This is a genomic window from uncultured Pseudoflavonifractor sp., assembly GCF_944387805.1.
Taxonomy (GTDB): domain Bacteria; phylum Bacillota; class Clostridia; order Oscillospirales; family Oscillospiraceae; genus Pseudoflavonifractor.
Genome location: NZ_CALXGI010000002.1, coordinates 97,554 through 123,111 on the forward strand (window position 1 = coordinate 97,554; position 25,558 = coordinate 123,111).

At 59.0% G+C, this 25,558-nt stretch carries 24 protein-coding genes and 1 riboswitch; of the genes, 11 read left to right on the plus strand and 13 right to left on the minus strand.

The genetic code is table 11. The annotated features are described in order from the left end of the window. Nucleotides 1-39: 39 nt before the first annotated feature. Nucleotides 40-1,698, minus strand: a complete 1,659-nt coding sequence (locus tag Q0K06_RS01235) for a SpoIID/LytB domain-containing protein (RefSeq protein WP_294547492.1) — start codon at nucleotides 1,696-1,698, stop codon at nucleotides 40-42. A gap of 90 nt (nucleotides 1,699-1,788) precedes the next feature. Continuing rightward, nucleotides 1,789-1,966, plus strand: a riboswitch (Lysine riboswitch). Nucleotides 1,967-2,164: 198 nt separating this feature from the next. Between Q0K06_RS01235 and asd the strand changes: the two genes are divergently transcribed. The 4 genes from asd (at nucleotide 2,165) to rpmB (ending at nucleotide 5,408) form a co-directional block, all read left to right on the plus strand. Continuing rightward, nucleotides 2,165-3,256 carry an aspartate-semialdehyde dehydrogenase gene (gene asd / locus Q0K06_RS01240; RefSeq protein WP_294547494.1) on the plus strand — a complete coding sequence of 364 codons (1,092 nt, stop codon included), beginning with the start codon at nucleotides 2,165-2,167 and terminating at the stop codon, nucleotides 3,254-3,256. 39 nt (nucleotides 3,257-3,295) lie between these two features. After that, complete coding sequence (gene dapA, locus Q0K06_RS01245) at nucleotides 3,296-4,189, plus strand: 4-hydroxy-tetrahydrodipicolinate synthase (RefSeq protein WP_294547496.1); 894 nt, start codon at nucleotides 3,296-3,298, stop codon at nucleotides 4,187-4,189. Nucleotides 4,190-4,258: 69 nt separating this feature from the next. Next, the gene (gene dapB, locus Q0K06_RS01250; protein ID WP_294547498.1) at nucleotides 4,259-5,029 is read left to right on the plus strand and encodes a 4-hydroxy-tetrahydrodipicolinate reductase; all 771 of its coding nucleotides are present in this window, start codon (nucleotides 4,259-4,261) and stop codon (nucleotides 5,027-5,029) included. A gap of 190 nt (nucleotides 5,030-5,219) precedes the next feature. Then, nucleotides 5,220-5,408, plus strand: a complete 189-nt coding sequence (gene rpmB, locus Q0K06_RS01255; RefSeq protein ID WP_006572618.1) for a 50S ribosomal protein L28 — start codon at nucleotides 5,220-5,222, stop codon at nucleotides 5,406-5,408. A gap of 113 nt (nucleotides 5,409-5,521) precedes the next feature. On the opposite strand, the gene folD is transcribed toward rpmB, so the two are convergent. The 4 genes from folD to Q0K06_RS01275 are packed head-to-tail and all read right to left on the minus strand — an operon-like array spanning nucleotide 5,522 to nucleotide 9,870. Further along, on the minus strand, nucleotides 5,522-6,364 hold the full coding sequence (gene folD / locus Q0K06_RS01260; protein ID WP_294547500.1) for a bifunctional methylenetetrahydrofolate dehydrogenase/methenyltetrahydrofolate cyclohydrolase FolD: 843 nt from the start codon (nucleotides 6,362-6,364) through the stop codon (nucleotides 5,522-5,524). After that, complete coding sequence (gene lgt, locus Q0K06_RS01265) at nucleotides 6,345-7,310, minus strand: prolipoprotein diacylglyceryl transferase (protein WP_294547502.1); 966 nt, start codon at nucleotides 7,308-7,310, stop codon at nucleotides 6,345-6,347. The genes folD and lgt overlap by 20 nt, the downstream gene beginning before the upstream one ends. Continuing rightward, nucleotides 7,307-8,587, minus strand: coding sequence for a pitrilysin family protein (locus Q0K06_RS01270; RefSeq protein ID WP_294547504.1), 1,281 nt, complete (start codon nucleotides 8,585-8,587; stop codon nucleotides 7,307-7,309). The genes lgt and Q0K06_RS01270 overlap by 4 nt, the downstream gene beginning before the upstream one ends. Further along, nucleotides 8,584-9,870, minus strand: coding sequence for a pitrilysin family protein (locus Q0K06_RS01275; RefSeq protein WP_294547507.1), 1,287 nt, complete (start codon nucleotides 9,868-9,870; stop codon nucleotides 8,584-8,586). Before Q0K06_RS01275 ends, Q0K06_RS01270 begins: the two co-directional genes overlap by 4 nt. A gap of 297 nt (nucleotides 9,871-10,167) precedes the next feature. Here Q0K06_RS01275 and ylxM point away from each other — a divergent pair, with 297 nt between their 5' ends. From ylxM to Q0K06_RS01310, 7 genes are all read left to right on the plus strand, one after another. Continuing rightward, entirely contained in the window at nucleotides 10,168-10,539 is a 372-nt protein-coding gene (ylxM, locus tag Q0K06_RS01280; RefSeq protein ID WP_294520685.1) for a YlxM family DNA-binding protein, read from the plus strand. A gap of 4 nt (nucleotides 10,540-10,543) precedes the next feature. Next, nucleotides 10,544-11,905 carry a signal recognition particle protein gene (gene ffh, locus Q0K06_RS01285; RefSeq protein WP_294547509.1) on the plus strand — a complete coding sequence of 454 codons (1,362 nt, stop codon included), beginning with the start codon at nucleotides 10,544-10,546 and terminating at the stop codon, nucleotides 11,903-11,905. Nucleotides 11,906-11,973: 68 nt separating this feature from the next. Next, nucleotides 11,974-12,213, plus strand: a complete 240-nt coding sequence (rpsP, locus tag Q0K06_RS01290; RefSeq protein ID WP_040646762.1) for a 30S ribosomal protein S16 — start codon at nucleotides 11,974-11,976, stop codon at nucleotides 12,211-12,213. A gap of 24 nt (nucleotides 12,214-12,237) precedes the next feature. Next, nucleotides 12,238-12,468, plus strand: coding sequence for a KH domain-containing protein (locus Q0K06_RS01295; protein WP_294547511.1), 231 nt, complete (start codon nucleotides 12,238-12,240; stop codon nucleotides 12,466-12,468). Nucleotides 12,469-12,540: 72 nt separating this feature from the next. Next, nucleotides 12,541-13,044, plus strand: a complete 504-nt coding sequence (gene rimM / locus Q0K06_RS01300) for a ribosome maturation factor RimM (protein WP_294547513.1) — start codon at nucleotides 12,541-12,543, stop codon at nucleotides 13,042-13,044. Beyond that, nucleotides 13,037-13,804, plus strand: coding sequence for a tRNA (guanosine(37)-N1)-methyltransferase TrmD (gene trmD, locus Q0K06_RS01305; RefSeq protein WP_294547515.1), 768 nt, complete (start codon nucleotides 13,037-13,039; stop codon nucleotides 13,802-13,804). The genes rimM and trmD overlap by 8 nt, the downstream gene beginning before the upstream one ends. A gap of 171 nt (nucleotides 13,805-13,975) precedes the next feature. Continuing rightward, nucleotides 13,976-14,812, plus strand: coding sequence for a DegV family protein (locus Q0K06_RS01310; RefSeq protein ID WP_294547517.1), 837 nt, complete (start codon nucleotides 13,976-13,978; stop codon nucleotides 14,810-14,812). 79 nt (nucleotides 14,813-14,891) lie between these two features. On the opposite strand, the gene Q0K06_RS01315 is transcribed toward Q0K06_RS01310, so the two are convergent. From Q0K06_RS01315 to Q0K06_RS01350, 8 genes are all read right to left on the minus strand, one after another. Then, complete coding sequence (locus Q0K06_RS01315; protein WP_294547519.1) at nucleotides 14,892-15,464, minus strand: GNAT family protein; 573 nt, start codon at nucleotides 15,462-15,464, stop codon at nucleotides 14,892-14,894. A gap of 145 nt (nucleotides 15,465-15,609) precedes the next feature. Then, nucleotides 15,610-17,034 (minus strand): flotillin family protein, encoded by a 1,425-nt coding sequence (locus Q0K06_RS01320; protein WP_294547521.1) that lies wholly within the window; start codon nucleotides 17,032-17,034, stop codon nucleotides 15,610-15,612. A 32-nt stretch (nucleotides 17,035-17,066) separates the two neighbouring features. Beyond that, on the minus strand, nucleotides 17,067-17,780 hold the full coding sequence (locus Q0K06_RS01325; protein ID WP_294547523.1) for a hypothetical protein: 714 nt from the start codon (nucleotides 17,778-17,780) through the stop codon (nucleotides 17,067-17,069). A 65-nt stretch (nucleotides 17,781-17,845) separates the two neighbouring features. Continuing rightward, nucleotides 17,846-18,436 carry a DUF1836 domain-containing protein gene (locus tag Q0K06_RS01330; RefSeq protein WP_294547525.1) on the minus strand — a complete coding sequence of 197 codons (591 nt, stop codon included), beginning with the start codon at nucleotides 18,434-18,436 and terminating at the stop codon, nucleotides 17,846-17,848. 165 nt (nucleotides 18,437-18,601) lie between these two features. Further along, nucleotides 18,602-20,701 carry an FAD-dependent oxidoreductase gene (locus Q0K06_RS01335; RefSeq protein WP_294547527.1) on the minus strand — a complete coding sequence of 700 codons (2,100 nt, stop codon included), beginning with the start codon at nucleotides 20,699-20,701 and terminating at the stop codon, nucleotides 18,602-18,604. Between the two features lie 147 nt (nucleotides 20,702-20,848). After that, nucleotides 20,849-21,703, minus strand: a complete 855-nt coding sequence (locus tag Q0K06_RS01340; protein WP_294547528.1) for a patatin family protein — start codon at nucleotides 21,701-21,703, stop codon at nucleotides 20,849-20,851. Between the two features lie 5 nt (nucleotides 21,704-21,708). Further along, nucleotides 21,709-22,974: a replication-associated recombination protein A gene (locus Q0K06_RS01345; protein ID WP_294547530.1), complete on the minus strand. Its 1,266-nt coding sequence runs from the start codon at nucleotides 22,972-22,974 to the stop codon at nucleotides 21,709-21,711. 142 nt (nucleotides 22,975-23,116) lie between these two features. After that, entirely contained in the window at nucleotides 23,117-25,369 is a 2,253-nt protein-coding gene (locus tag Q0K06_RS01350; RefSeq protein ID WP_294547532.1) for a 5'-nucleotidase C-terminal domain-containing protein, read from the minus strand. Between the last annotated feature and the right edge of the window lie 189 nt (nucleotides 25,370-25,558).

Consider the following 25,558-nt stretch of genomic DNA (forward strand, 5'->3'; position numbering starts at 1 on the left):
GTTCCCTGCTTTCAGATTGAAAATAACACGCCGGCTTCCTTATCGGATTTCCACGCCGGTGTAGTAGAACTTCAGAATATCAATGTAGGTCTTTCCTGCCTGGGCCATGGCGTAGGCGCCCCACTGACTCATGCCTACATTGTGCCCGTTTCCGGTACCGGTGAAGGTAAAGCTGCCGCTCGTGGAGCCGGAGGAGGTCAGCACCTCCGTGCCGCTTCCGGTGATGACATAGGGCGTGCCGCTGATGGCGGACACATTTCCGCTGCCGTCAATGGCGTAAGCCCCCGAGACAGAGGACAGCGTTCCGCCGTCCTCGTTGACGTAGTAGCTCCCGCCGCTTCCGCCAGTGACGGTGAACCGGGGCGAGTTAACCCCCAGAAAGATCCGGCAGTTGTCGCAGCCGGTAATGGTCCAGCTGCTGCCGCTGGTATCCGTAAAGGTCAACGCTCTCACGTTCCCTGTGGATGTGTATTCCGACACCCGCACGCTGGCCAGTGTGCCGCAGTTGCGGCCGGATGCCCGCAGCTTAGCCGCCAGCTCACCGGCAGTAAAGGTATAGCTCCAGTTGTAGTTGGAGATCTTGCCGACCACCGCAGCCTCCCAGGGGTCCGTGACACCAACTAAGTAGGGCAGGTCGCCGCCCCAGACGTTCTTGGCGCTCTCGGTGGCGCCGCCGTCCGAGGAGGAATAGTAGGTCTCCGCAATGGAGCCGTTGTACCACACATACTGCCCCGACGTCTCCTGGGCCGCCCGGTATGTATTGTCGTTGACAGAGCCTGCGCCGGGATAGGCCTGGCAGTGGGTGGTGGCGCACAGGTCAAAACCGCTGGAGGTGTGGCGTCCTGTGCAGGAGGCGGCGTAGCTCCGGGCGGTGACCGCCTGGGCCTTCAGTGCCTCCACCGGCCAGGAGGGGCTCATCTCCTGGGAGATGACGCAGTTGATGTAGTCCTCACGGTCCACCACATTGACCACCGTCAGGTTGCCGCCGTTGATGCGCTGATAGCGGAACCCGCCGTAATACTTCCGCTTGGCGTACCAGGTCAGGGTCTTGACCGAGTTATCCAGTCCGGGCATCACGCCCAGAGACAGGGACGAGCCGCCGTCAAACTGAAAGAGAATGGTGCTTGTGCCCGTCTTGACTACGGACACGCCGTAGCTGCTGGTTCCGGTGACCGTGGCGTCCGGGACGCCCAGTGCGGCGAGAGCCGTGTTGGCCTCCTCTGAGGTAAGGTAGGACCCCATCCGCACAGTATAGGTCCCGTTGGTCCAGGCGGGGAATCCGCCGGACACGGCCGCAGCGGCGGCGGAGGCCTCTTCAAAGGTAGTGTAGGTGCCGGGCAGCTGGATGTGATAACAGCCTACCGCAATATCCGAAGTCTGGGCATCCGTATAACCGCTCAGCCCTGTGGAGAGCGGACCGTACCAGACGTTCTGCGTCTTAACCACCGAGATGCCCGTCTCCGCAGTATAGCCCAACTGGACAAAGTTGAGGCTGTCGTCGTAGTAGCCCAGCCGGTAACCGCTGCCGGTGCTGTTGAGCAGGTTGGCTCCGGGGACGGCATCGGCACCGTAGGTCAGACCGATGCGGATACTGGCGCTCATAGGAATGCCGGCCGCCTGGGCGGCTGCCGGAAACGCAGGGAAGGTCAGCGCGGCTGCAAGGGCCAGCGCAGCAAATTGCATCAGGTTTTTTTTCATAGGAAACTCCAAATCTTTGGGATTGCCGCCATTCCCTGTATTGACACAGCAAAGCGGTTGTGATACTATTTTCAAAAATCAACTGAATTACTGCAAGATAGAGGTTGCGGTTTTCAAAAGTAGCGCAGTGAGGGCTCCGCTGGCCCGGCGACCTGCGCCAAAGGGAAAGCCGCCGAAGGAAACGCGGGTACGGAACCGCCTTTCCTGGGCGCCGGGCACATCAGCCCTGCGACTGTCGCCGGTCCTCCGGCGGAGTGCTGTCTGCTTTTGTAGTGCCAGGGGGTGGATGACCGTCTCTGACATTATAGTACAAAATCAGCCGGTATGTAAACCCGCTGATTTCTTTTTTTATTCTGACGTCTTTCGGAATTGCAGTCATTCATTTTGGTTTTCCTCCCGGTACGGGTCTTAAACCGGTCGGCGCCGGAATAGCATAACTTAAAAGAGAGCGATGGAGGTCCTGAACATGAAGCAGTACAAAGTAGGCGTAATCGGCGCCACCGGTATGGTGGGCCAGCGTTTTGTCACCCTGATGGAGCATCACCCCTGGTTCCATCTCACCGTTGTGGCGGCCAGCGGCCGCAGCGCCGGCAAGACCTATGAGGAGGCTATCGGAGACCGCTGGGCCATGGACACCCCCATACCCGAGGCCGCCAGGCAGCTTATCGTCATGAACGCCCAGGAGGACGTAGACAAGATCGCCGCCATGGTGGATTTTGTCTTCTGCGCGGTGGACATGAAGAAGGACGAGATCCTGGCTTTGGAAGAGCACTACGCCCGCCACGAGTGCCCTGTGGTGTCCAACAACTCCGCCAACCGCTGGACTCCTGACGTGCCCATGGTGGTGCCTGAGATTAACCCCGACCACCTCCAGGTCATTGAGTCCCAGCGCCGCCGTCTGGGCACTGCCCGGGGCTTTATCGCCGTCAAGTCCAACTGCTCCATCCAGAGCTACGTCCCTGCCCTGCACCCCCTGAAGGAGGCATTCGGTCTCAGGCGGGTGCTCGCCTGCACCTATCAGGCCATCTCCGGCGCAGGCAAGACCTTCAAAACCTGGCCCGAGATGGTGGATAACCTGATCCCCTATATCGGCGGCGAGGAGGAGAAGAGCGAGAAGGAGCCCCTGAAGGTATGGGGCAAGGTGGAAAACGGCGTCATTGTCACCGCTGACTCCCCCGCCATCACCTCTCAGTGCCTGCGGGTGCCCGTGTCCAACGGCCACACCGCCGCCGTGTTCGTGGACTTTGAGCGCAAGCCCACTGAGGACGAGATCAAGGCGCTGTGGGCCAGTTACAAGGGCCGTGCTCAGGAGCTGGCTCTGCCCACCGCCCCCAAGCAGTTCATCCACTACTTCGAGGAGCCCGACCGGCCCCAGGCGCGCCTGGACCGGGATCTGGAGGGCGGTATGGCCATCTCCGTAGGCCGCCTCCGCCCCGACACCCAGTACGACTACAAGTTTGTATGTTTGTCTCACAACACCCTCCGGGGCGCGGCTGGCGGTGGTGTGCTGCTGGCAGAGCTGCTGTGTGCTGAGGGTTATATTGAGCCCCGCGCCTGAACCTTTATCCCATCCATCTCAATTTGAGGAGGTACATTTATGAGAGAGCCCGTCTTTACCGGCGCCTGCACCGCGCTGATTACTCCCTTCGACGCCAGCGGTGCCATCAACTACGACGCCTTTGCCGCCCAGATTGACGCTCAGATTGACAGCGGTATCGACGCCCTGTGCGTCTGCGGCACCACCGGCGAGAGTGCCACTATGAGCATCCGGGAGCATATCGCTGCTGTGGAGTTCTGTGTCAAGCATGTCAACCACCGGGTTAAGGTTATTGCCGGCGCCGGCAGCAACGATACTTCCGCCGCCGTCTACCTGAGCCAGCACGCCCAGGACTCCGGCGCCGACGCCCTGCTTCTGGTCACTCCCTACTATAACAAATGCTCCCAGACCGGCCTGATCAAGCACTATGAGTATATCGCCGACCGGGTGGAGCTGCCCATCATCCTTTACAATGTGCCCTCCCGTACCGGTGTGTCCTTTACCGCTGAAACCTACAAGGTACTCTCCCAGAATCCCCAGTTCAACGGCGTCAAGGAGGCCAGCGGAAACTTCTCCCTGCTGGCTCACACCCGTTTCCTCTGCGGCGAGGATTTCTACATCTGGTCCGGCAACGACGACCAGGTGGTGCCCATGATGAGCTTGGGCGCCAAGGGTGTCGTCTCTGTTGCCGCCAACATCGTCCCCCAGGTCATGGTAAAGATGAGCCACCTGTGCCTGGCCAATGACTTCGCCGCCGCTTCCAAGCTCCAGGTGGAGTATATGGACCTTATCGACGCTCTCTTCATTGAGGTTAATCCCATCCCCATCAAGGCCGCCATGGACCTGATGGGCATGAAGGCCGGCGGCCTCCGTCTGCCTCTGTGCGACATCTCCCCCGCCCATCTGGAGATTCTGCGGGCCTCCATGCAGCGGATGGGCTTGCTCAAGGCCTGATTTTCAAAAAGCCGCAGCCCGCGGCTCATCTGCGTGGGCGTCGCCCGCGCCACGGAAAGGACGTTGAATATGCTCCGAATTGGTATTTCCGGCTGTAACGGCCACATGGGCCGGGTGGTAGAGGACATCTGCCGCTCTGCGCCGGACATTGAAATCGCTGTGGGCTTCGATATTCTGGGCAGCAGCGACCGGGACTTTAAGGTGTGCACCTCCCCCGCCGAGTTTGACGGCCAGGTGGACGCGGTTATCGACTTCTCCAGCCCTGCCGCCCTTCAGGGCCTGTTGGACTTTGGCACTACCCGCAAGGTACCCCTGGTTCTGGCCACCACCGGCTACTCCCAGGAGCAGCTGACCGCCATTGACGAGGCGGCCAAACTGGTACCCATCTTCCGATCCGGGAACATGTCCCTGGGCATCAATGTGCTTCTGGACCTGGTCCGCCGTGCGGCCTCCATCCTGGGCAGCGACTACGATGTGGAGATCGTGGAGCGGCACCATCACCGGAAGGTGGACGCCCCCAGCGGCACCGCCCTGATGATTGCCGATGCCGCTGCTTCTGCCCTTCCCTACCAGCCTCAGTACGTCTATGAGAGGCAGTCTGTCCGCAGGCCCAGAGATCCCCACGAAATCGGTATCTCCTCCGTCCGGGGCGGCACCATTGTGGGGGAGCACGAGATCATCTTCGCCGGACGGGACGAAGTGATTGAGCTGCACCACTCCGCCCAGTCTCGGGAGGTCTTTGCCGCCGGCGCGGTCAAGGCGGCCCGTTTCCTGGCCGGCGTGGAGAAGCCCGGCCTCTATTCCATGGCTGATCTGGTGGCGGCCGCAGGGCTAAACTAAGTTTCTCTCCTTTTGTCTGCCGCTTTTGCGGCTGAAAAGTGTGGTCGTTCCCCTCTTTTCTCCATGATGCGCCCTGCTTTTTGCCCTATTTATCTTTCTTAGAAAAAATGCTTGCATTTTCCCGCAGTTTCTGTTATTATATCAGTCGATGCTTTGTAAGCAAAACCTGACGAGCGAGGAGGTTTAGCGAATGGCCAAGTGTGAATTTTGCGACAAGGGCGTTGTGTTCGGCATTCAGGTGTCCCACTCTCACCGCCGCACCAACCGTCCCTGGAAGCCCAACGTGAAGCGTGTTAAGGCGATCGTGGACGGTGCGCCCAAGCACGTCTATGTGTGCACCAGATGCCTCCGTTCGGGTAAGGTCACCCGCGCCGTGTGATTCTCTCTGAACTGAGAAAAGGCTCCTGCGCTTACACGCAGGAGCCTTTTTGCACCCCTTCTTCCCACTACAAAAACAGACTGGAGCACGAGAAATGTGCTCCAGTCTGTTTTTTATTTTCCGTGGACCTTCGCCGCGGTCAGCGTGTTTTCCAGCAGCATGACCCGGGTCATGGGGCCCACGCCGCCGGGCACCGGCGTGATGAAAGAAGCCTTCTCCTTTACAGCCTCAAAGTCCACGTCGCCGCAGAGCTTTCCTCCCTCGTTCCGGTTCATGGCCACGTCGATGACGGCGGCTCCCTCCTTCACCATGTCGGCGGTAATGAGGCCGGCCTTCCCCACTGCAGCCACCAGGATGTCGGCCTGACGGGTGATTTCCGCCAGGTTGGGAGTGCGGGAGTGGCAGATGGTCACCGTGGCGTGGCGCTGGAGCAGCAGCATAGCCTGGGGTTTGCCCACGATGTTCGAGCGGCCCACTACCACCGCATGCTTCCCCGCAGGATCGATGCCGTATTCGTCCAGCATGGCCATCACACCGGCGGGGGTGCAGGGCAGAAAGGTGTGCTCCCCAATCATCAGCTGTCCCACATTGTAAGGGTGGAAACAGTCCACGTCCTTGCCCGGGTCGATGGCGTTAAGCACTGCCTTTTCGTCAAATTGGACGGGCAGCGGCAGCTGGACCAGAATGCCGTCGATGTCCTCCCTGCCGTTGAGCAGGTCGATGAGCTCCAGCAGCTCCTCCTGCCGGGCGCACTCGGGCAGGGCGTACTCCTCGCTGTAAATGCCGCACTCGGCACAGTCCTTCTTCTTGTGGTTGACGTAGATGCGGGAGGCGGGATTGTCCCCCACAATGATGACGGCCAGACCGGGCCGCTTGGAGAGGCACGCCACCGCTTCCTTAATTCCGGCCTTACATTTGGCGGCCAGGGCCTTTCCGTCAATGATGGTCGCTGCCATTGTCCTCGTCCTCCTTTTTCTCATTGGCTGCTCCGGCAGCCTCCAGGGCGGCCCGGCGGTGTACCCACAGCTGATCCGGCGCGGGCCGGTGCAGGTAGAACCACATCCAGAGAATGATTGCCGCCAGCGCAGAGGCAAACCCCAGCACCTGGGATACCCGGATGGGGGTATTCATAAAGTAGAGGCTGTCGGTGCGCATTCCCTCAATGATGCCGCGGCCCACGCCGTACCAGGCCAGGTAGGTAAAGAAAAGCTGACCGTCGAACTTGCGCCACTTCCGGGAGATGAGCACGATGAGCAGGAAACCCACCAGATTCCAGGCCGACTCATAAAAAAAGGTGGGATGGACGCCCAGAGTGCCGTCTATCACCTGCTGCCATCCGGCGGCATCCACCAGCCCCTTGGCGTACAGCTCGTTGGCGATCTTCTCCGAGCACATCCGCCAGGGCAGGTCGGTCAGGCCACCATAGGCCTCCACGTTGACGAAATTGCCCCACCGGCCGATACACTGGCCGATGAGCAAGCCCATCCCCCCCAGATCGGCAAAGGCCAGAAAGGGGATTTTCTTATACCGGCAGACGAAGAACAGCACAATAACCGCCGCGATAACGCCGCCGTAAATGGCCAAGCCGCCGTCCCGCACGTCCAGCATCTTGCTGAAATTCAAACTGCCGTCCTCGTTTTTAAACAGGTCCAGGTAGAACAGGATGTAGTACAGCCGCGCCCCTACCAGGGCCAGAGGCACGGCAAAAATCAGAAGATCAGTCAAATCATCGTCACTGATACCCAGCTTGGGCCCTTTCCGGCTGCAGTAGAACCAGGCCAGGACGGCCCCCGAGACAATGATAACCGCGTACCAGTAGATGTTGAATCCAAAAAGGCTGACCGCCACCCGGTTCAGCGTGAACTCCAGCCCCAGGCCGGGAAAGGTGACAGTATTGGTCATGCCCGGTCCTCCCCCGGCTGCACCACGGCCAGCGCTGCCCGCTCCGGCGTAAAGCAGGTGCGGATGCACGCCTCCACGTCCGCCTGGCTGATACCCTCAAAGATCTCCGGGAACCGGAGCATGTCGTAACCGGCAAAATGGGCCTGGGCCATACCTACGCAGATGTTCTCGAAGGAATTGAGGCTGCGGACCTCGGCGCCGTACCGGCCCTTTTTCAGCCGGTCAAAGAGGGCGGCGTCCACGCCCTCTCTGCCAATCCGGTCCGCTTCGCCGGCAATGGCGGCAGCCACGGCGTCCGGGTCAGCGCTCTCCCCGCCGGCCATGGCATAGGCACAGGAGAGATAGCCGTCAAAACCATAGGAGAAACTGCCGTTGATTAATCCGTCACGGTACAGACGGGCATAGAGCGGACTGGAGTTTCCCAGCAGAGCCTCGCAGGCAAGCTCGGCAATCAGCTTCTGACGCAGCTGCTCCTCCCCCTTGGGCGCCGGGTCCATCTTCCAACCCAGCCGGAAGATGGGGGTGGACACCTCCATCTTCAGCTCTGTCCGGCTTCCTGCCGCAGCTGCAGGTTCGTCAGGGCCGTAATCCCTGAGGATGGACCCCTTTCCATTCTTGGGCAGAATCTCCCGTGCCAGTTCCAGCACCTTCTCCGGGTCCACATTGCCCGCCACACAGAGGACCATATTCCCCGGGTTGTAGAAAGCGCTGTGGCACAGGTTCAGGGTGTCGGCCGTGATGCGGGAGATAGACTCGATGGTTCCGGCCACCGAGACACGGATGGGGTGATGGGCGTACAGCCCCTCCAGCATGGCGTAGTACGCCTGGTTTTCCGGGTCGTCCTCAATCATCCGAATCTCCTGGCCGATGATGCCCTGCTCCTTGTCCACGCTCTCCTGGGTGTAGTAGGGCTGGGAGACAAAGGAGAGAAGAATCTTCAGGTTCTCATAGAACTTCTCGGTGCTCTCAAAGTAGTACCCCGTAATGGCCGAGCTGGTGAAGGCGTTGGGGCTGGCGCCGTTGGCAGCCAGATCCTGGAGGGCATTGCCGTCCTTGGTGTCAAAGGTCTTGTGCTCCAGGAAATGGGCCACTCCGGCAGGGGTATCATACCACTGACCGTCCAGCTGGAACTCCATATCCATTCCGCCGTAGTCGGTGGCAAAAAAGGCATAGCTCTTCTGAAAGTCCGGCTTCACGTCCACATACACGGTCAGGCCGTTGTCCAGCCGGTCGGAGAATACGGTCTCCCCCATCCGGGGGTATTCCTTGCGATTCACTGGTGTTTCTCCTTTCCCTTGAGGAAATAGATGCTGTCCAGCCGCACCCGGCGGGCAGCGGCGGCCACCTGATCCACGGTGACCTGCTCCAGCTTGGCCGCCAGGTCCTCCGGCCCGTCTCCTCCGCCCACGGCCAGACCCAGGCGGAAGTCCTCCATGCGGCCCTGGCTGTCCAGCATGCTCTTCAGGCTGTTCACCGTACTGCGGCGCGCGGCCTCCAGTTCCCAGGGCTCGATCTCGCCCCGGCGGCACTTCTCCAACTGGGTAAGAATCTCGCTCTGGGCGGCCTCCCGCTTGTCAAACTCTACGCCGGAGAACACCAGCATCAGACCCTTGAACTTCTCCAGCTGGGAGCTGGCATAGTAGCACAGGGACAGCTTCTCTCTTACATTAAGGAAGAGCTTGGACGTGGTGGTGCCGCCGAACACGGCGTTGAAGAGCATCAGAGCGGGATATTCCTCGTCCGTCACCTTAATATCAGTGCGCAGGCCTATGGAAAGCTTGCCCTGGGTTACGTCCAGCACGTCCTCAAAGTTCCGGGGTTTCTCTTCTCCCCCGCCGAGTGTATTTCGGCAGACGGAGACAGGGGCAGCCGTCCGGCCCTTCAGCCCGGCAAGCGCGCTGCGGAAGGCGCTCTCCACCCGCTCGAGGGGAGCGGAGCCGGAGAAATAGAGCTCTACCCGGGCGCCGGACAGCAGCGCCTGATAGCGCGCCCACAGTTCTTCATTGGTGACAGCGGCGGCACTGGCCTCGCTGCCCAGCCGATCCACGCCGTAGGGCTCCCCCTGGCACATCAGCTGCACCAGCCGGAGCACGGCGTACTGCCGCTTGTCGTTGACCTGGGCCCGGATGCGGTCCACCAGGTTGGCCCGCTCCCGTTCCACATAGGCGGAGACAAATCTGCTGTTCTCTCTGGCGGGGGTGAGCAGCAGCTCCCCCAGCAGAGCGGCGGCCTGCTCCAGAATAAGCGTACCGTCGGGGACGTACGCGTCGTCCAGGAAGCTGGCCACAAAGCCCACGCACTGGGTCTCCCCTTTTTTGCGGGCAATGGGCTCCACCGAGCCGCCGTACAGCTCGTCCAACGCGGCGGACAGCCGCTCCATGTCCGGGCAGCGCTCGGTGCCCCGCCTCAGCACCATGGGGACCAGTGCGTTGGCGGCGGCATGCTCCTCGCTCAGAGGCGTGAGGAGCTGAATCCCCATATAGGAGGATTTGAATTTCATCGTGTGCACCGCCGTGAGATATACGCCGGGCAACAGTTCTATTCGGGTGACTTCGGTCATCCGCGCTCATCCTTTCTGGCGTCTCTGCGGTTCGCCGTTTCAGGCGGGTCTGCCCAGAGACGCATGGGAAAATTGACAAGTCTTATTATACAACGATTTCCTTCGTTTGACACCCCCAAATCTAAAAGATTGTCTCCGCCGCAGGCGAAATACGGCGCTTATAGGACGTTGTTCAGATTGTCGGAAAATTTCCCCGGGTTATCTTCCATTTTCGTCTTGACAAAAACCACAAAATATTGTATCATAACCAACGTTGTAAAGCTGATGCGCTTTACGAAACTGGAGGGAGGCTGAAGAATGAAAAACCAGGCTTACCGCATGGCGCTCCTGTTTGACTTCTATGGCGATATGCTCACCGACCGTCAGAAGGAATTCTTTGACCTCTATTATAACGAGGATCTCTCTCTGGCCGAAATTGCCGAGAACTACGACATCACCCGTCAGGGTGTCCGGGACGTGATTGTCCGGGCAGAGGGCATTATGCAGGAGCTGGAGGACAAGACGGGCATCATCCGCCGCTTCCAGAAAATGCAGTCCCAGCTCTCTGACATTGATCGCTTTGCCGACAGCATCATGGAGATGAACGATCAGCGCGGCAGCGGCGACCCCGCCATTGAGGGCCTCTGCCGTCAAATCAAGGATACCGTGGCTCAGATGAAGCAGGAGTGACCCCATGGCATTTGAAGGATTAACTGAAAAGCTCTCCAACGCATTTAAAAAGCTGCGGGGAAAGGGACGTCTCACCGAGTCTGACGTGAAGGAAGCCATGAAGGAGATCCGCATGGCCCTGCTGGAGGCCGACGTCAACTACAAGGTCGTCAAGGACTTTGTGGCCAAGGTCACCGAGCGGGCTGTGGGTTCCGACGTGCTGGAAAGCCTCACCCCCGCACAGATGATTGTCAAGATTGTCAATGAGGAGCTCACCGCCCTGATGGGCGGCGAAAGCGCCAAGCTGACCATCTCTCCCAAGCCGCCCACGGTGGTGATGCTGGTGGGCCTCAACGGTGCCGGTAAGACAACCAACGGCGCCAAGCTGGCCGGCTATATGAAGAAGCAGAACGGCAAGCGCCCCCTTCTGGTGGCCTGCGACACCTTCCGCCCCGCCGCCATCCAGCAGCTGGAGGTTGTGGGCGGCCAGCTGGGTGTGCCTGTGTTCCAGCAGGGACTTGGCGACCCGGTGGAGATCGCCAAGGCGGGCATTGAACACGCCAGAACCCACGGCAACGACATTGTATTTCTGGATACTGCCGGCCGGCTCCATGTGGATGACGAGCTCATGGCTGAGCTCTCCCGTATGAAAGAGGCTGTCTCTCCTACTGAGATTCTCCTCATTGTGGACGCCATGATTGGCCAGGACGCGGTCAACGCCGCCAAGGTCTTTGATCAAACTCTGGACCTGACCGGCGTCATGCTCACCAAGCTGGACGGCGACGCCCGCGGCGGCGCGGCCCTCTCCATCAAGGCTGTCACCGGTAAGCCCATCAAGTTCATCGGCACCGGCGAGAAGCTGGATCAGATTGAGGTATTCCACCCCGACCGCATGGCCTCCCGTATCCTGGGCATGGGAGATGTGCTCTCTCTCATCGAAAAGGCCCAGCAGTCTTTTGACATGCAGAAGGCGGCGGAGCTGGAGCAGAAGATGCGGAAAAACCGCCTCACGCTCTCCGACTTCTATGACCAGCTGGTCCAGGTGAAGAACATGGGTTCCCTGGCGGACATCGCCGGGATGCTCCCCGGCGTCAACGCCAAGGCGCTGGAAGGCGCCAGCGTGGACGAGCGGGCTCTGGGCCGCACTGAGGCTATTATCCTCTCCATGACACCTGAGGAGCGGGAGAACCCTTCCCTGCTCAACAACAGCCGCAAGAAGCGGATTGCCGCCGGCAGCGGCACCCAGGTAGTGGATGTAAACCGGCTGCTCAAGCAGTTTGAGCTGATGCAGCAGATGACCAAGCAGATGACCGGCGGCCGGATGCGGAAAATGGCCAAGAAGGGCCGCTTCGGCGGATTCGGCAAAAAGGGCGGTTTTCCCTTTTAACATGGTTGGTTAGCGTCCCCCGGGGCGCTTCCATATAGATGTGAAATAATTTTGGAGGTGAAGATACAATGGTTAAAATCAGACTTCGTCGGATGGGCGCCAAGAAGGCTCCTTTCTATCGTATCGTGGTGGCTGACTCCCGTTATCCCCGTGACGGCCGCTTCATTGAGGAGATCGGCACTTACAATCCCCTGGTGACTCCCGCCGAGATCAAGGTCGACGCTGACCGCGCCCAGGCCTGGATCAAGACCGGCGCTCAGCCCACCGAGACCGTAAAGGCTCTGCTGAAGAAGGCTAACGCCATCTGAGCGGCAGTCTGCTAGGAGGGCAGCATGAAGGAATTGCTCACTTATATCGCCCAGAACCTGGTGGACCACCCTGAGGCTGTGTCTGTCACGGAGCACACGGGCGCGGACGAGACTGTCCTGGAGCTCCGGGTTGCTCCCGAGGATATGGGCAAGGTCATCGGTCGTCAGGGCCGTATTGCCAAGGAGATCCGCACGCTGATGCGCTCTGTTGCCCAGAAGAACGGGACCAGGGTCTCTGTCGAAATTGTAGACTGAAAAACGGCGGGGATGCCCCGCCGTTTTTTGTCCCCCAAACAGGCGGACTGCCGCCTGCAATCGGAGGTTCACATGAAAAATAAATTTCTCGAAGCCGGACAGATCGTCAATACCCACGGAGTCCAGGGAGAGGTAAAGATTGTCCCCTGGTGCGACAGCCCGGAGTTCCTCTGTCAGTTCGACGCGCTTTACATCGACGGCCAGCCAGTTCGGGTCCGTGCTTCCCGGGTCTACAAGGGCAACGTTCTGGCCACTCTGGAGGGCGTGTCCGACGTAAATGCCGCCATGCGGCTCAAGGGCAAGAAAGTGTCCATCGATCGCACCGGTGTGGAGCTGCCCGACGGACGCCACTTCTTAGCCGACCTGATAGGCCTGGAGGTGCGGGACGCCGACACCGGCGAGGTGCTGGGCGAAATTAAGGACATCCTCACTCCCCCTGCCCACGAGGTCTACGTGGTGAAGGGCGGTGCCCACTCCTATCTGATCCCCGCCGTGGACGCGTTCCTGAAGGAGACCAATGTAGAGGGCGGTTATATCCGGGTGCATCTCATCGAGGGGATGGAGACCGATGTATAGAATTGATATCATGACCCTCTTTGATCTAACTGTTGGCGACGTGATGAACGAGTCCATTCTGGGCCGGGCCCAGGAGCGGGATTTTATTCGCATTGAAGCCCACCAGATCCGGGACTACACCCTCAACAAACAGAAACAGGTGGACGACTACCCCTACGGCGGCGGTCGGGGCGCGGTGATGCAGGCCGACCCCCTCTACCAGTGCTGGAAGCATATTACGGACACCTACGGCCCTGGCCACACCATCTACATGTCCCCAGCCGGAAAGACCTTCCGGGAGGCGGACGCCAAGCGCCTGCGGGATGACTATGACCACCTGATTCTGGTATGCGGCCACTATGAAGGAATTGACGAGCGCTTTATTGAGGAGTGCGTAGACGAGGAGATCTCCATCGGCGATTTTGTACTCACCGGCGGCGAGCTGGCCGCCATGGTGGTGGCCGACGCGGTGGCCCGGCTGGTACCCGGCGTGCTCTCCGACCCGGAGTGCTTTGAGGACGAGAGCCACTGGAACGGCATGCTGGAGTACCCCCAGTACTCCCGTCCCGAGGAGTGGCACGGGCGGAAGGTCCCCCCCATCCTCCGCTCCGGCGATCACAAGAACATCGCCAAGTGGCGGCGAAAGCAGTCCATTATCCGTACCCGGGACCGGCGCCCCGACATGTACGCCAAGCTGGACCTCTCCTCCAAGGAGGACCAGAAGCTCCTCAGGGAGATCGCCCAGGAAGAGGCCGCAGCGGAGTCCCGGGCAGAATCATAAGACGCACGCAGGCAGAAAAATCAACGTCTACGCCGCTTAGTGTCGCATCAAAGCGGGCTGTACGTGATTTTCTGCCTGTCTTTCTTTTTCCCCTTTACATTCCATGGCGTCCATGTTACAATAACACATGCAGCAATCTTATTTTCAATATTACATCTGGAGATTGACGATATGAGTTTTAAGATTATTGTGGACAGCTGCTGCGACCTGACGCCCGCCATGCTCCGCAGCGGAACCTTTATCAGCGTCCCTCTTACCATTCGCGTAGGAGACATTGTGGTGACTGACGACGCCTCCTTTGACCAGGCCGCCTTGCTGTGGCGCATGAAAGAGAGTGAAAAGGCCCCCTCATCTGCCTGTCCCTCTCCTGCTCAGTATCTGGACGCCATGGAGTGCGGTGCGGACGACATCTATGTGGTCACCCTCTCCGCCCTGCTTTCCGGCTCCCACAACAGCGCCGCTCAGGCCCGGGCCATGTACCTGGAGGAACACCCCGAGGCCCACGTGCATATCTTCAACTCCTGCTCTGCCTCATCCGGCGAAGTGCTTATCGCGCTGAAGATTCAGGAGTTGGCTTCTTCCGGTAAGGATTTTGACACGGTAGTCAGCCGAACCTCCCGCTATATCAGCGAGATGGAGACCCTTTTTGTGCTGGAGAACCTGGATAATCTGCGCAAGAACGGCCGGCTTACCAGGCTCCAGTCTATTGTCACGGATACACTGAAGATCAAGCTGCTCATGGGCGCCACTCCTGAAGGCGAAATCTGCAAGCGGGGCCAGGCACTGTCCATGAAGCAGGCGCTGGGAAAAATGATCTCCCTTATGGCCGCCGACGAAAAGCACGCTGGACGCACTCTCTGCATTACCCACTGCAACTGTCTGGAGCGGGCCTTTTACCTTAAGGAGCAGGCCCTCAAATCCTGCCGGTTCCACGATGTTATCATCTGTGAGACTGGCGGCATCAGCACCGTTTATGCCAACGACGGCGGTATTGTGGCCGCCTACTGAGCGCATGCAGTAAAACACATTCATCCTCTGCGCGGCCGTGGCCGCGCGGAGGATGAATGTGTTTTCCGTCCGTCTCAGGTTATCTGGCTGACGGCTCCACCGCCTTCAATGCGCGCCACTCCTCTTCCAGAATTGACATCAATATGTCGTCTGCATAGCTGTCTCCGTCCATTACAGCGTCCCGTAAAACGCCCTCCCGCCTGAAGCCGGCTTTCGCGTAGGTCCGCTCCGCGCCCGGATTAAAGGAATAGACATCCAGTTCCAAACGGTGCAGCTTCAGCGTTTCAAACGCGAAATCGCGCGCCGCTTCTGTCGCCCAGGTTCCAATCCCCTTCCCTCTCTCTGCTGCGCGGTAGATGGCGATTCGGAAATTAGCGCGGCGCAGCGCCCAGTCGATCTCATTGACGACGCTTTCGCCGATAATGCTTCCATCAGGCGCGATGATCAGAAAAAAGTATCTGTCATCTTCTCCCAGCGATTTCAGGAAAAAGGATATCACCTCTTCCCTTGAAAACGAGCTTCTGCACCCGGTCAGCCGGACGACTTCCCTGTCCAGAGGACAGTAATTCTGTTCGTAATAATCTGCTGCATCTTCAGCCTTTGCCAGGCGGATGGTATAGCCATCCCTTTGGCCTATCACATGTGTCTCCATATTGCACATCCTCTCTGCTCCCTGATTTCTGTTCTTTCCCGGCCCAGGCGTGTCAGAGTCCGTCTGCTTACCTCCTGAGACGGGGAAAAGACCGGAGGTCTGCAAACCTGCAGGCCTCCGGTCTTTTTATACCGTTTTCAACCGATTACTTCTGTTCCGGCTCCTGCTTGGGAGCCGCCTCGGCGGCGGGTTGAGAGGGCGCGGTGGTCTCTTTCTTCTCCCCCAGGAACTTGGGCAGGTTCATGCCGGCCATGTCAAACATCTCACTCATAGGCGGGATGGACTTCATCAAGCCGGAGATATACCCGGCGGTGCTGGTCTTTCCGTCCTGGCCCTGGCCGCTGTCCCAGACAGTGACCTTGTCAATCTTCACATTCTTGATGGCATCTACCTGGATGCGCATGAGCTGCTCCATCTTGTCGGCCAGCATGAGGCGGACAGCCTCGTCGGCGTCACCGCCGGCGGCGGAGACGATCTCCCGGAGACCTTCGGCCTGCTTCACCAGCAGGGCCTGGCTACCGGCAGCTTCGGCTTCCATCTTCACCCGGATAGCGTCAGCCTCGCCCTGAGCCTTACGGCGGATCTGCTCGGCCTCAGCCTCGGCCTCCAGCTCCTTGCGGCGCTTGTCGATCTCAGTCTTGACAATGACATCGGCCTCCTGAGTGGCCTTTTCACGGGCGGCACGGGCAGCCTCAGCCTTCTGCTCGGCGGCGTATGCCTCTTCCAGCGCCTGAGCGGCGGCAATCTTCTCAGCGGCAGTGGCGATACGGGTGGCTTCGGCCTCCTTCTCACGGCGCTGTGCGTTGGACATGGCCACCTCCACCTTGGCGCTGTTCTCACCCTGGATGGCGGCGGAGTCGGCCTGAGCCACCTGGATACGCTGGTCGCGGTGGGCGTTGGCCTCGCCGATGGAGCCGTCGCGATCCCGCTCAGCCACATTTTTCTTGGCGTCGTTGATGGCCTTGGCGGCAGCTTCCTTGCCCAGAGCGTCAATATAGCCGGACTCGTCGCTGATGTCGGTCACGTTCACGTTGATGAGCCGCAGGCCTATCTTCTTCAGCTCTCCCTCCACGTTGCGGGAGACTGCCTCCAGGAACTTGTCGCGGTCGGTGTTGATCTCCTCGATATCCATGGTAGCGATGACCAGACGCAGCTGGCCGAAGATGATGTCCTTGGCCAACTCCTGGATCTCCTGGAGCCGCAGGCCCAGCAGGCGCTCGGCGGCGTTCTGCATGACGCCGGGCTCGGTGGAGATGCCCACGGTAAAGCGGGAGGGCACGTTGATGCGGATGTTCTGACGGGACAAAGCGTTCTCCAGATCCACGGAGATGGACATGGGAGTCAGGTCCAGAAACTCATAGGCCTGGATGACGGGCCAGATAAAAGCCGCGCCGCCGTGGATGCATTTTGCGCTGCGTGTGGATCCGTCTTTGTTGTTGCCCACCTTACCGTAGATGACCATAACCTTGTCGGACGGGCACTTCTTGTACCGCTTGATGAGAAACAGGACCAGGGAAAACAGGATGACTGCAACGACACAAATCAGTACGAGGGTGATAATCTGATCCATACAATTCTCTCCTTCTTGATTCTCTTCTCAGTTTATACTTCTTCTCTTCCGGGCAGAAACGGAGATACCACGAGGGTTCCGTCCTCCGTCAGCCCGACTACCACAATCTCCGAGCCAGTAGGAATAGGCACCGTCTCCCGGGTGACAGCCTCAAACTCCCGCAGCTGCTCCTGTACGGTCACATTCACCTTGCCGGTTCCCTGCCCCTTGGCGGGTACGGTCAGGTAGACGTTTCCGCGTTTTCCCAGCGCATTGCGGACATCCAGAGTTCCATCGGATTGGAGGTGCATAGCCTCCCGCAGGATGACCGCCACTGCCACCATTCCGATGATACCGATCTGAACCGCCAGAAACAGCGACAGCAGCCAGTGCAGGCCCAGCGTCAGGAATAGCAGACCGCTCCAGCCAAATAGGGTGAAAAAGGTGATGAAGCCGCGGATAGTAAAGATGTGCAGTCCGCTGAGCAGACTGCCATGGGCATCGTTGTCCGCTCCAGCATCGCCATCGGAGTGGATGCCTTCGTGGAGTCCATCGGGAATTCCATCCCCGTCCAGATCCACAGTCTCTGCCTCCATACTGTCCGGGATGCCGTCGCCGTCCAGATCCGCGCCATCAGCGTCCTCCTCGCCGCTCCCCAGTCCGATGAGAAGCATCACCGTCTGGATCAGGAGCAGCAGCGTGGCGGGCACCGCAATGAACAGCATCACCCGCTGCAATACGGTCAGCGATTCCAGCCAAGCCTCCATCGCTCTCTCCTCCTTTCATCGTGAATATGTGTTCTCACATGAGAAATGTGACAACTCTGAAAAATTTATTGAAAAGCCGCAGGCATCCCCGCATCAGACTCCTCCAGCGTCTGAATCAGCCCCTCCGCCTCACGCTTGAGACGGGCGGCCTGATAGGCAATGAGAAGAATCTGCAAGGTACGGCTCACCCTTCTCCGGGCGCCCGGACAGGGCTCGCCGTAGTCAAAGAGCACTTCGTCGCACCAGCGGCTCAGTTCTCCCTTCTCCGGCATTGGCGTCTCCTCCAGCCGCCCAAGCAGACGGACCAGACAGGTATAGAGATAGGAGTCGTCCACCAGGTCGTCTGACTCGTCGGCCAGTGCGCCGTTGACATAGGAGAGCAGCTGACAGATTTTTTCCAGCTGAAGGACATCCTTCAGCATGTTGATAAACAAAATGCGGCAAAACTGTCTGCGGCTGTATTTTTTTCGCTCCGGCGGGGAAACAAAGCCCCGTTTCACCCAATTCTGGATGATATAAGGCTCCAGTCCCGTCAGTTGGGAGACCTGTGAAAGCATCAGCCCCCCCGTGAGGAACAGCGGGGACAACAGCATATCCGCTGCGTCAGGCCGTCTCAGATCGGCCTCAACCGTGGTTCCCGGCAGTACATCTTTCATTCGACCGCCTCCTTAAGGTGATTAAAATATATCATATGGTCACTTGACTGTCAATAGGGTTTACAAGATTTTAATCAATTTTTTAACATACTTTTTCTTCCTGTATATAGAACACCCCCTGGCGTAAAATACGCCAGGGGGTGTTTCAGAAAATCCGGATTTTGGTTACTGACCGGCGACTGCATTGGCGGCAGCCACCCGGCCGTAGTAGATGGCAGACCCAATCGCCATGCCGCAGCAGGGGTACTCTGCATCAAAGAGGCCGGTAAAGGCCACCTCACCGGCAGCATATAGCCCGGGGATAGGCTGATCGTTGGTGTCCAGCACATGGGCGCCGGTATCAATCTGAAGTCCTCCGAACGTGACGGAGGAACCGGGGGTCATGGCAAAGGCATAGTAGGTGTCGCCTTCCACAGGGATCATATACTCAGCAGGCTTTCCAAAGTCGTCGTCGCTGCCCTTAGCGCACAGCTCGTTGTACCGGTCCACTGTGGACTGGAGGGTGGCGGAATCCATGCCGATAAGGCCGGCCAGCTCTTCAATGGAAGCAGCGTGGGGCACAGTTTCAATCTGAATGCCATTGGCCAGGGTGGGATAGGGCTCCACACACTGCCCATCCTTGGAGGCCGTAATATAGTAGCCGCAGGTGCTGTCTGCATCTGCCAGAGCCTGGGCCACGTGGGACTGGTAGGACCATTCGTTCACCACGCGGTTTCCATCCTCGCTGACAATGAGACCGGACTCCTCATTGATGCCGCAGTAGCAATCATAGCTCACATAGACCAGCTGGAGGCCGGGGGCGTCAAAGTTCTTGGCTCCCACCGCAGTGGCCATCACAATGCCGTCACCCACGTTGGTCATGGGCACGCCGGAGTAGACGTTGGTGGGCAGGAAGTCGCTGTACCTGGCCAGCATCTCCTCATTGTGGGCATAGCCGCCGGTGGCCAGGATCACAGCCGGAGCGTTGACTGTGACAATGCTGCCGTCGGACTTCTCACCCTTTACACCTACCACCGCGCCGCTCTCATCTGTGAGAAGCTCGTTGGCACGGCAGTTATAGATAATCTTGCCACCGGCCTGCTCATAGGCCTTGGTCAGAGGAACGCAGAACTGACCGCCGTGACCGCTGGTCTGGCCGCCGCCGCCCTCCACATTGTGGACCCGCCAGGGGGTCAGAGAGCTGTGGATCGCCTCTACGTCCTGAATCTTCACGCCACGATCCACCAGCCACTGGATATTCTCGGCAGAGTTCTCACAGAAGGCCCACACCAGGTCCTCATCCATGATTCCATCCCGATCAAAGCTCATCAGGTAGTCATACATCATCTCGGGGGTATCCTCATATCCCTGGGCCTCCTGCCAAGGGGTACCGGCACCCAGGATTTTGCCTCCGCTGCGGGTGGTGGAGCCGCCGGTGACGCCCACCTTCTCCAGAATCAGCACATTTGCGCCAGCCTCCAGCGCGGTGTTGGCGGCGGCCAGTCCGGCTGCGCCGGCGCCGACAACCACCACGTCCACATCGTAAGTCTCATCAGAAGGCTCGGGGCGGTCCACAGGAGCAGACTTCAACGCCTCGGCATCGCCGCCGGCCTTGGTCACGCACTCAGCCACCGCCTGCTTAATGGCGGCGCTGGTGACCGTGGCGCTGGCCACAGAGTCTACTGCCAGAGACTGGTTCTCCACAATGGCGGCGGGCAGCGCCTCCACGGGGGTAGTACTCAGGCCGCAGCCCAGGCCATAGGTCTCCGCCTGGCCGGTAACCTGAATATCCGTAATGCTGGTGTCGTCAAAGGTAACTTCCACGGTCACGTCGCCGTTGTGTCCGGCGGCAGTGGCGGTGTAGGTGCCGGGCGTATAGCCGGCGGAGGAGGTATCCTCCTCCTTGCCCATGGCCTGATCCAAGCACTTCTGCACGGCAGTTTTGACCGCGTCGCTGGTGATGGTGGCGCCGGAGACCCCATCCACCTCAGCGGACTGGGCCGCCAGAATGGCCTCCTTCATGGGCTCCCCCACGTCGGCGCCATAGCCGGCGGTCTCGCCGGACACATCAATGGTCACGTCGGTAATCTCATTTTCGCTGACGGTCACAGTCACCTTGACCGCGCTCTCCATGCCCTGGGCCTCGGCACTGTATGTACCGGCCACATAGCGGTCTGGCATTGTGGACGGCTCGCTGGTTGTCGTGGTGTCTCTGCTGCCGCAGGCGGCCAGGGAAAGCACCATGGCCAGCGAGAGTGCAAGAGCGATAAGCTTCTTTCCTTTCACAGTATCTACCTCCTAAATATTTCTGAGTGAAAACGTCAAAATGTTGACACTCAGGTAGAGAATACCATACCACTTTGAGAAGTCAAGACACATTTCGTACGATTTGTCCATGAAAAAAGACAGGGCAGCCTCCTGCCCTGTCCTCTTTCAGCCCTTCAGAAAGGCCCGGATCTCCTCCTGCCGGGCCACTGCCTGCTGGTATCCATCCTGATAGAGAGCCTTGATTTTCTCCACGTTCCGCTCCGTGCGGGAAAAGCCTTTGGTGCATTTGGGGGCAATGATCAGCACTTTGCCCTCCTCCTCCAGGCGGAACAGACGTCCCCGGCAGGCGTTGTAGTCGTCTGCCCGGCGGCGCATAGCGTCGCAGAACTTGGGGTACTTCCGGTAGAAACGGTCAATCAGCGGCTGAAGAGATTCTGTCCGGCGGATGTAAGACCGCTCCCGAGTGAGAATCACGACAATGCGGTCGCATCCCTTCTCCACCGCCCGATCATAGGGAATGGCGTCCGCTGTGCCGCCGTCCATATAGGGCTTACCGTTGATATGATAGACAGGAAACAGGAAGGGCAGCGCGCAGGTGGCCTGGAGCAGCTCAAAGTGCTCGTCCCGCTTGGGAACCGGGAGGTACTCCGCCTTGCCAGTGTCCATATTGGTAACCACCGCCTCCACCTCACCGGGAAACGCGGCAAAAGTGTCATAGTCAAAAGGAATCAGCTGGTTGGGGATATCGTCGTATGTGAACTTCAGGCCAAAATAGCACCGGTGGTTTCCTGGCCGGAAGATATTGTTCACCCCCATGTAACGCTTGTCATTGGCAAAGCGGGTGAGTATCTCCAGGTTGCGTCTGCTCTGCTTGGAGATGTAGCTGACACCGTAGGCAATCCCCGCTGAGACGCCCACGCAGTAGTCCGGCATAATATCAGCTGCCAGCAGCCCGTCACAGGCGCCGCTGGAAAAAATGGTCCGAAAGGCGCCGCCCTCCAATACTAACCCTGTTTTCATGCTCTTCATTCTCCCTTAATCTCATCCCAGTAGCGCTTGGCCGCCTGCTCGGTTTTGTTCTCGCCATACTCATAATACACAGCCCCAGCCAGTTTGTCCGGCAAGTACTGCTGCTTTACATAATGGTGGGGATAGTCATGGGGATACAGATACCCCTGTTCCCGCTCCATGCCGGCGGAATCGGCATGGACATTCTGGAGGTGGCGGGGAATGTCCCCTGTTTTTCCCGCCTGGATATCCGCCATAGCCCGGTTTATCCCCATATAAGCGGAATTGGACTTGGGCGATGTAGCCATCAGCACTACTGCATCGGCCAGAGGAATCCTCGCCTCGGGCAGGCCCAGCATGTTGGCTGCGTCAATGCAGCTCTTCACAATGGGGATAATCTGGGGATAGGCCAGCCCCACGTCCTCGCAGGCCATGACCATCATCCGTCGGCAAGCGGAGACCAGGTCTCCGGCCTCCAATAGGCGGGCTAAATAGTGGAGTGCCGCGTCCGGGTCAGAGCCTCGCACCGACTTCTGGAGGGCAGAGACAATGTCATAGTGGTTATCCCCTTCCCTGTCGTACCGCATAGCCGACCGCTGGGCCACAGCCCTGGCGTCCTCCAGGCTCACGGTCAGTACGCCGTCCTTCCGGCGGGCGGAGTTGAGCAGCAGCTCCACCGCGTTTATGGCCTTTCGCACGTCGCCGCCGCAGGCCGAGGCAATATGCTCCCGCACCCCGCTCTCGCAGACTACCCGCTCGCCCAGCCGCTGCTCCATAATGGCGATGCCCCGGTCCACGGCGGGCAGCACCTCCTCTGCGGTTACCGGTTTGAACTCAAAGACCATGGAGCGGCTGAGTACCGCGTTGTACACATAAAAATAGGGATTCTCCGTGGTGGAGGCTACCAGGGTCACATCTCCCTTCTCGATGACCTCCAGCAGGGACTGCTGCTGCTTTTTGTTAAAGTACTGGATCTCATCCAGGTACAGCAAAATTCCGTTGGGGGCCAGCATGGTTCCCACATCCGCGATCACGTCTTTGATATCGGAGAGTGACCCGGTGGTGGCGTTGATACGCCGCAGGGCCCGCCCGGAACGGCGGGCTATGATGTTGGCCACCGTAGTCTTTCCGGTGCCTGAAGGACCGTAAAAAACCAGATTGGGGATTTTTCCGCTCTCGATGATGCGGCGCAGAAGCCCCCCCTCCCCCAGGATATGCTTCTGTCCCACCACGTCATCCAGACTTTCCGGGCGGATCTCGTCTGCCAAAGGCCGGTATGCCATCTCCACGGCCTCCTTTGTTTCAGTTTCTATTCATTGTAACATGTGTTCGATTTTTCGTAAAGGCTCTTTTCTGCGCAAGTGTCCAAAAGCAGAGCGCTCCCCGGGGCACTCATATACCCCGGGGAGCGCTCTGCTGAAATGATTAGGCGGCGATAAATGCGGAGATAATATCTGCCGCCTGGTCAGCGGTCAGGGTTCCCTGGGGCTGGAAGAGATTATCCTCTCCCACAGGGATATCCTGCTGAATCACGTTCCACATGACAGCCTCGAATGCCCAGGAGGAGATGGCGGACACATCCCCATAGGGGATCATGACAGCCCAATCGCCCTGGGGCCCTTTGCCCAAAGTCTTGGCGGCGTTGAGCAGCATGACGGCTGCCTGTTCCCGGGTGATGGCCTGGTCAGGCAGGAACTGACCTGCGCCGTTGCCGCTGATGATGCCATTGTCCGCGGCCCAGTCCACTGCGAAACTATCCGCCACATCGGTAAAGGCCGCAGGAGAAACCTGGACGGACTCACTTCCCACCATAGCCTCATACAGCTGCTCCACAAATGCCCGGCGGGTCACGGCGGAGGTGCCGGCGTTAAGCGTCCAGTGGCTGCGGGCCTCAGGCGGTGTGATAGTCTTGCCCTCGGCGGTCATAGCCTTGATATACTCGGCGATAACCAGGGTGACAGAACCGCCGATGGAGCCAAACTGCTCGGAGACGGAGCCGTCCCACAGAACGGCGTCGGTACCCATGGTAATGCCAGTGACAGCGTACCAGCCGAACTCATCGCCGGCCGCATTGGCGGACAGCCGATAGGAGTTAATGGCCACTTTGAAGGTCTGATCGTCTGTAACCGGCTTGCCCTGGTAGGTCATGTTGACTACCCGGCTGCCCTCGGGGTTGCCCATGTAGATGTCATAGTCAATGCCGTAGAGCTGGTCAGTGCCAAAGCCGCCGCCGGTAATGGTACCGTCAGCCTCCACGGTGAAGTCCTTGGTGCAGTCCTCCAGCCAGTCCTTCAGCTGCTTGCCGGTCATTTGGATCATGTAGATCAGGTTGTTGTCGTACTTATAGAAGGAATAGCAGTCCTTCAGGCTGATGGGGGCGCTCTCAGCGCCATTCAGCAGCTGGCCGATGCAGAAATCCTTGTTGGCCACAGGAGAGGCCAGGGACAGATCAGCGCCGGTGGCCCACAGCTGAGCCTCATGAACCAGGTTCATAGTGTCGCTCTGGACATGGAACAGGTCAGTCTCGTCATCCCAGTCGCCGGACAGGGTGCCAATCTGTTCCGTGACGAAGGGCAGAGTCCGGTCGTAATAGGGCTGCATGAGGGCCTTCAGTCCGGCGTCGTTTTCGTAGGCGGTCAGGTCCATGTTCTCGCTTGCGCCGATGGTAAAGGTGCCGTCGGCAGCGATGGTGACAGTGGTCTTGGTCAGAGTGGAGGTTCCGCCGTTGACGCAGGGCACAGTCTTGCCGTCGGCGTTCTTCATCTCTGTGACGCCCACCTTGTGGTTGTGGCCGGCAATGACCATGTCGATGCCGGTGGTGTTCTCCACCAGGTGGCGGACCTGGTTTTCAGGGGAGAAATCCGTCTTGCCGGTCTCCACGGCGTCGCCGTCACCGGCGCCCACCAGCCCGCTGTCCTCGCCGGAGTGACAGGAGACGATGACGAAATCACAGCCCTCGTCCTCCCGCAGAGCCTTCTGCCAGTAGTTGGTCCACTCATAGGCATAGGTGCGGTCTGTGTTGTCTCTGTGGACAAAGTCAGAGCCCTCATAGTGGGTAGGCAGGTCCCAGTTGGGGACATTTACATTTTCAAAGCCCAGGATACCCACCTTGAACTCCCTGCCGCCCACATCAAAGGTCATAACCTTGTAGGGCTTCATATTGGGCTCCTGGGTGGCAATATTGATATAGTTTGCGCAGAGAGCATCCACCGGAGTACCCGCGTATTTATTCGTTGTGTCAGCCAGCATATCGTAGAAAATCTGCTGGCTCTCCATGTCAAAGTTGAACTCGTGATTGCCGGGAACAAAGGCGTCATAGCCAATGTAGCGCAGGCAGATGGCCATCGGGTTGTCCACTCCGCCCTCCATGTTCATGTTGTAGCTGGTGATAGAGCTGCCCTGGATGATGTCGCCGTTGTCGATGAGGATGGTTCCGTCCATGGCCGCCCGCTCTTCCTCCATGGCGGTGGCCACCTTCAGATAGCTGTTCTTTACTTCCTTGCCGTCAATGGGATTGAGGTCGTAGCATTTTCCGTGCATGTCGGTGGTGGAGTAGATACCCAGGGTGAAGGTCTCTGCCTCTGCTGCCATGGCCGTCATACTGGCGCAGCCCAGCAGCATGGCGGCAGACAGTACACCTGCGAGAGCCTTACGGAGATACGAGCGGTGTTTCTTCATACTTTTTCCTCTTTTCTTTTTAGTTTGACGAACTCCCAGGGGTATCTGTATTATAACATCCAATGTGCCGGACTGAAATCCTCAAATGTATGAAAGTGTCCGAAAATCTGTGCAGTCACAACCTCCGGCTAAGCCGGAGGCTTGATTAAGCCCTATAAGGGCATAATACAGACAATACCCCTAAAGGGG

Coding starts and splice junctions, on each gene's coding strand:
- Q0K06_RS01235 (WP_294547492.1), bottom strand. CDS start 1,698: ATGAAAAAAAACCTGATGCAATTTGCTGCGCTGGCCCTTGCAGCCGCG.
- asd (WP_294547494.1), top strand. CDS start 2,165: ATGAAGCAGTACAAAGTAGGCGTAATCGGCGCCACCGGTATGGTGGGC.
- dapA (WP_294547496.1), top strand. CDS start 3,296: ATGAGAGAGCCCGTCTTTACCGGCGCCTGCACCGCGCTGATTACTCCC.
- dapB (WP_294547498.1), top strand. CDS start 4,259: ATGCTCCGAATTGGTATTTCCGGCTGTAACGGCCACATGGGCCGGGTG.
- rpmB (WP_006572618.1), top strand. CDS start 5,220: ATGGCCAAGTGTGAATTTTGCGACAAGGGCGTTGTGTTCGGCATTCAG.
- folD (WP_294547500.1), bottom strand. CDS start 6,364: ATGGCAGCGACCATCATTGACGGAAAGGCCCTGGCCGCCAAATGTAAG.
- lgt (WP_294547502.1), bottom strand. CDS start 7,310: ATGACCAATACTGTCACCTTTCCCGGCCTGGGGCTGGAGTTCACGCTG.
- Q0K06_RS01275 (WP_294547507.1), bottom strand. CDS start 9,870: ATGACCGAAGTCACCCGAATAGAACTGTTGCCCGGCGTATATCTCACG.
- ylxM (WP_294520685.1), top strand. CDS start 10,168: ATGAAAAACCAGGCTTACCGCATGGCGCTCCTGTTTGACTTCTATGGC.
- ffh (WP_294547509.1), top strand. CDS start 10,544: ATGGCATTTGAAGGATTAACTGAAAAGCTCTCCAACGCATTTAAAAAG.
- rpsP (WP_040646762.1), top strand. CDS start 11,974: ATGGTTAAAATCAGACTTCGTCGGATGGGCGCCAAGAAGGCTCCTTTC.
- Q0K06_RS01295 (WP_294547511.1), top strand. CDS start 12,238: ATGAAGGAATTGCTCACTTATATCGCCCAGAACCTGGTGGACCACCCT.
- rimM (WP_294547513.1), top strand. CDS start 12,541: ATGAAAAATAAATTTCTCGAAGCCGGACAGATCGTCAATACCCACGGA.
- trmD (WP_294547515.1), top strand. CDS start 13,037: ATGTATAGAATTGATATCATGACCCTCTTTGATCTAACTGTTGGCGAC.
- Q0K06_RS01310 (WP_294547517.1), top strand. CDS start 13,976: ATGAGTTTTAAGATTATTGTGGACAGCTGCTGCGACCTGACGCCCGCC.
- Q0K06_RS01315 (WP_294547519.1), bottom strand. CDS start 15,464: ATGGAGACACATGTGATAGGCCAAAGGGATGGCTATACCATCCGCCTG.
- Q0K06_RS01320 (WP_294547521.1), bottom strand. CDS start 17,034: ATGGATCAGATTATCACCCTCGTACTGATTTGTGTCGTTGCAGTCATC.
- Q0K06_RS01325 (WP_294547523.1), bottom strand. CDS start 17,780: ATGGAGGCTTGGCTGGAATCGCTGACCGTATTGCAGCGGGTGATGCTG.
- Q0K06_RS01330 (WP_294547525.1), bottom strand. CDS start 18,436: ATGAAAGATGTACTGCCGGGAACCACGGTTGAGGCCGATCTGAGACGG.
- Q0K06_RS01340 (WP_294547528.1), bottom strand. CDS start 21,703: ATGAAAACAGGGTTAGTATTGGAGGGCGGCGCCTTTCGGACCATTTTT.
- Q0K06_RS01345 (WP_294547530.1), bottom strand. CDS start 22,974: ATGGCATACCGGCCTTTGGCAGACGAGATCCGCCCGGAAAGTCTGGAT.
- Q0K06_RS01350 (WP_294547532.1), bottom strand. CDS start 25,369: ATGAAGAAACACCGCTCGTATCTCCGTAAGGCTCTCGCAGGTGTACTG.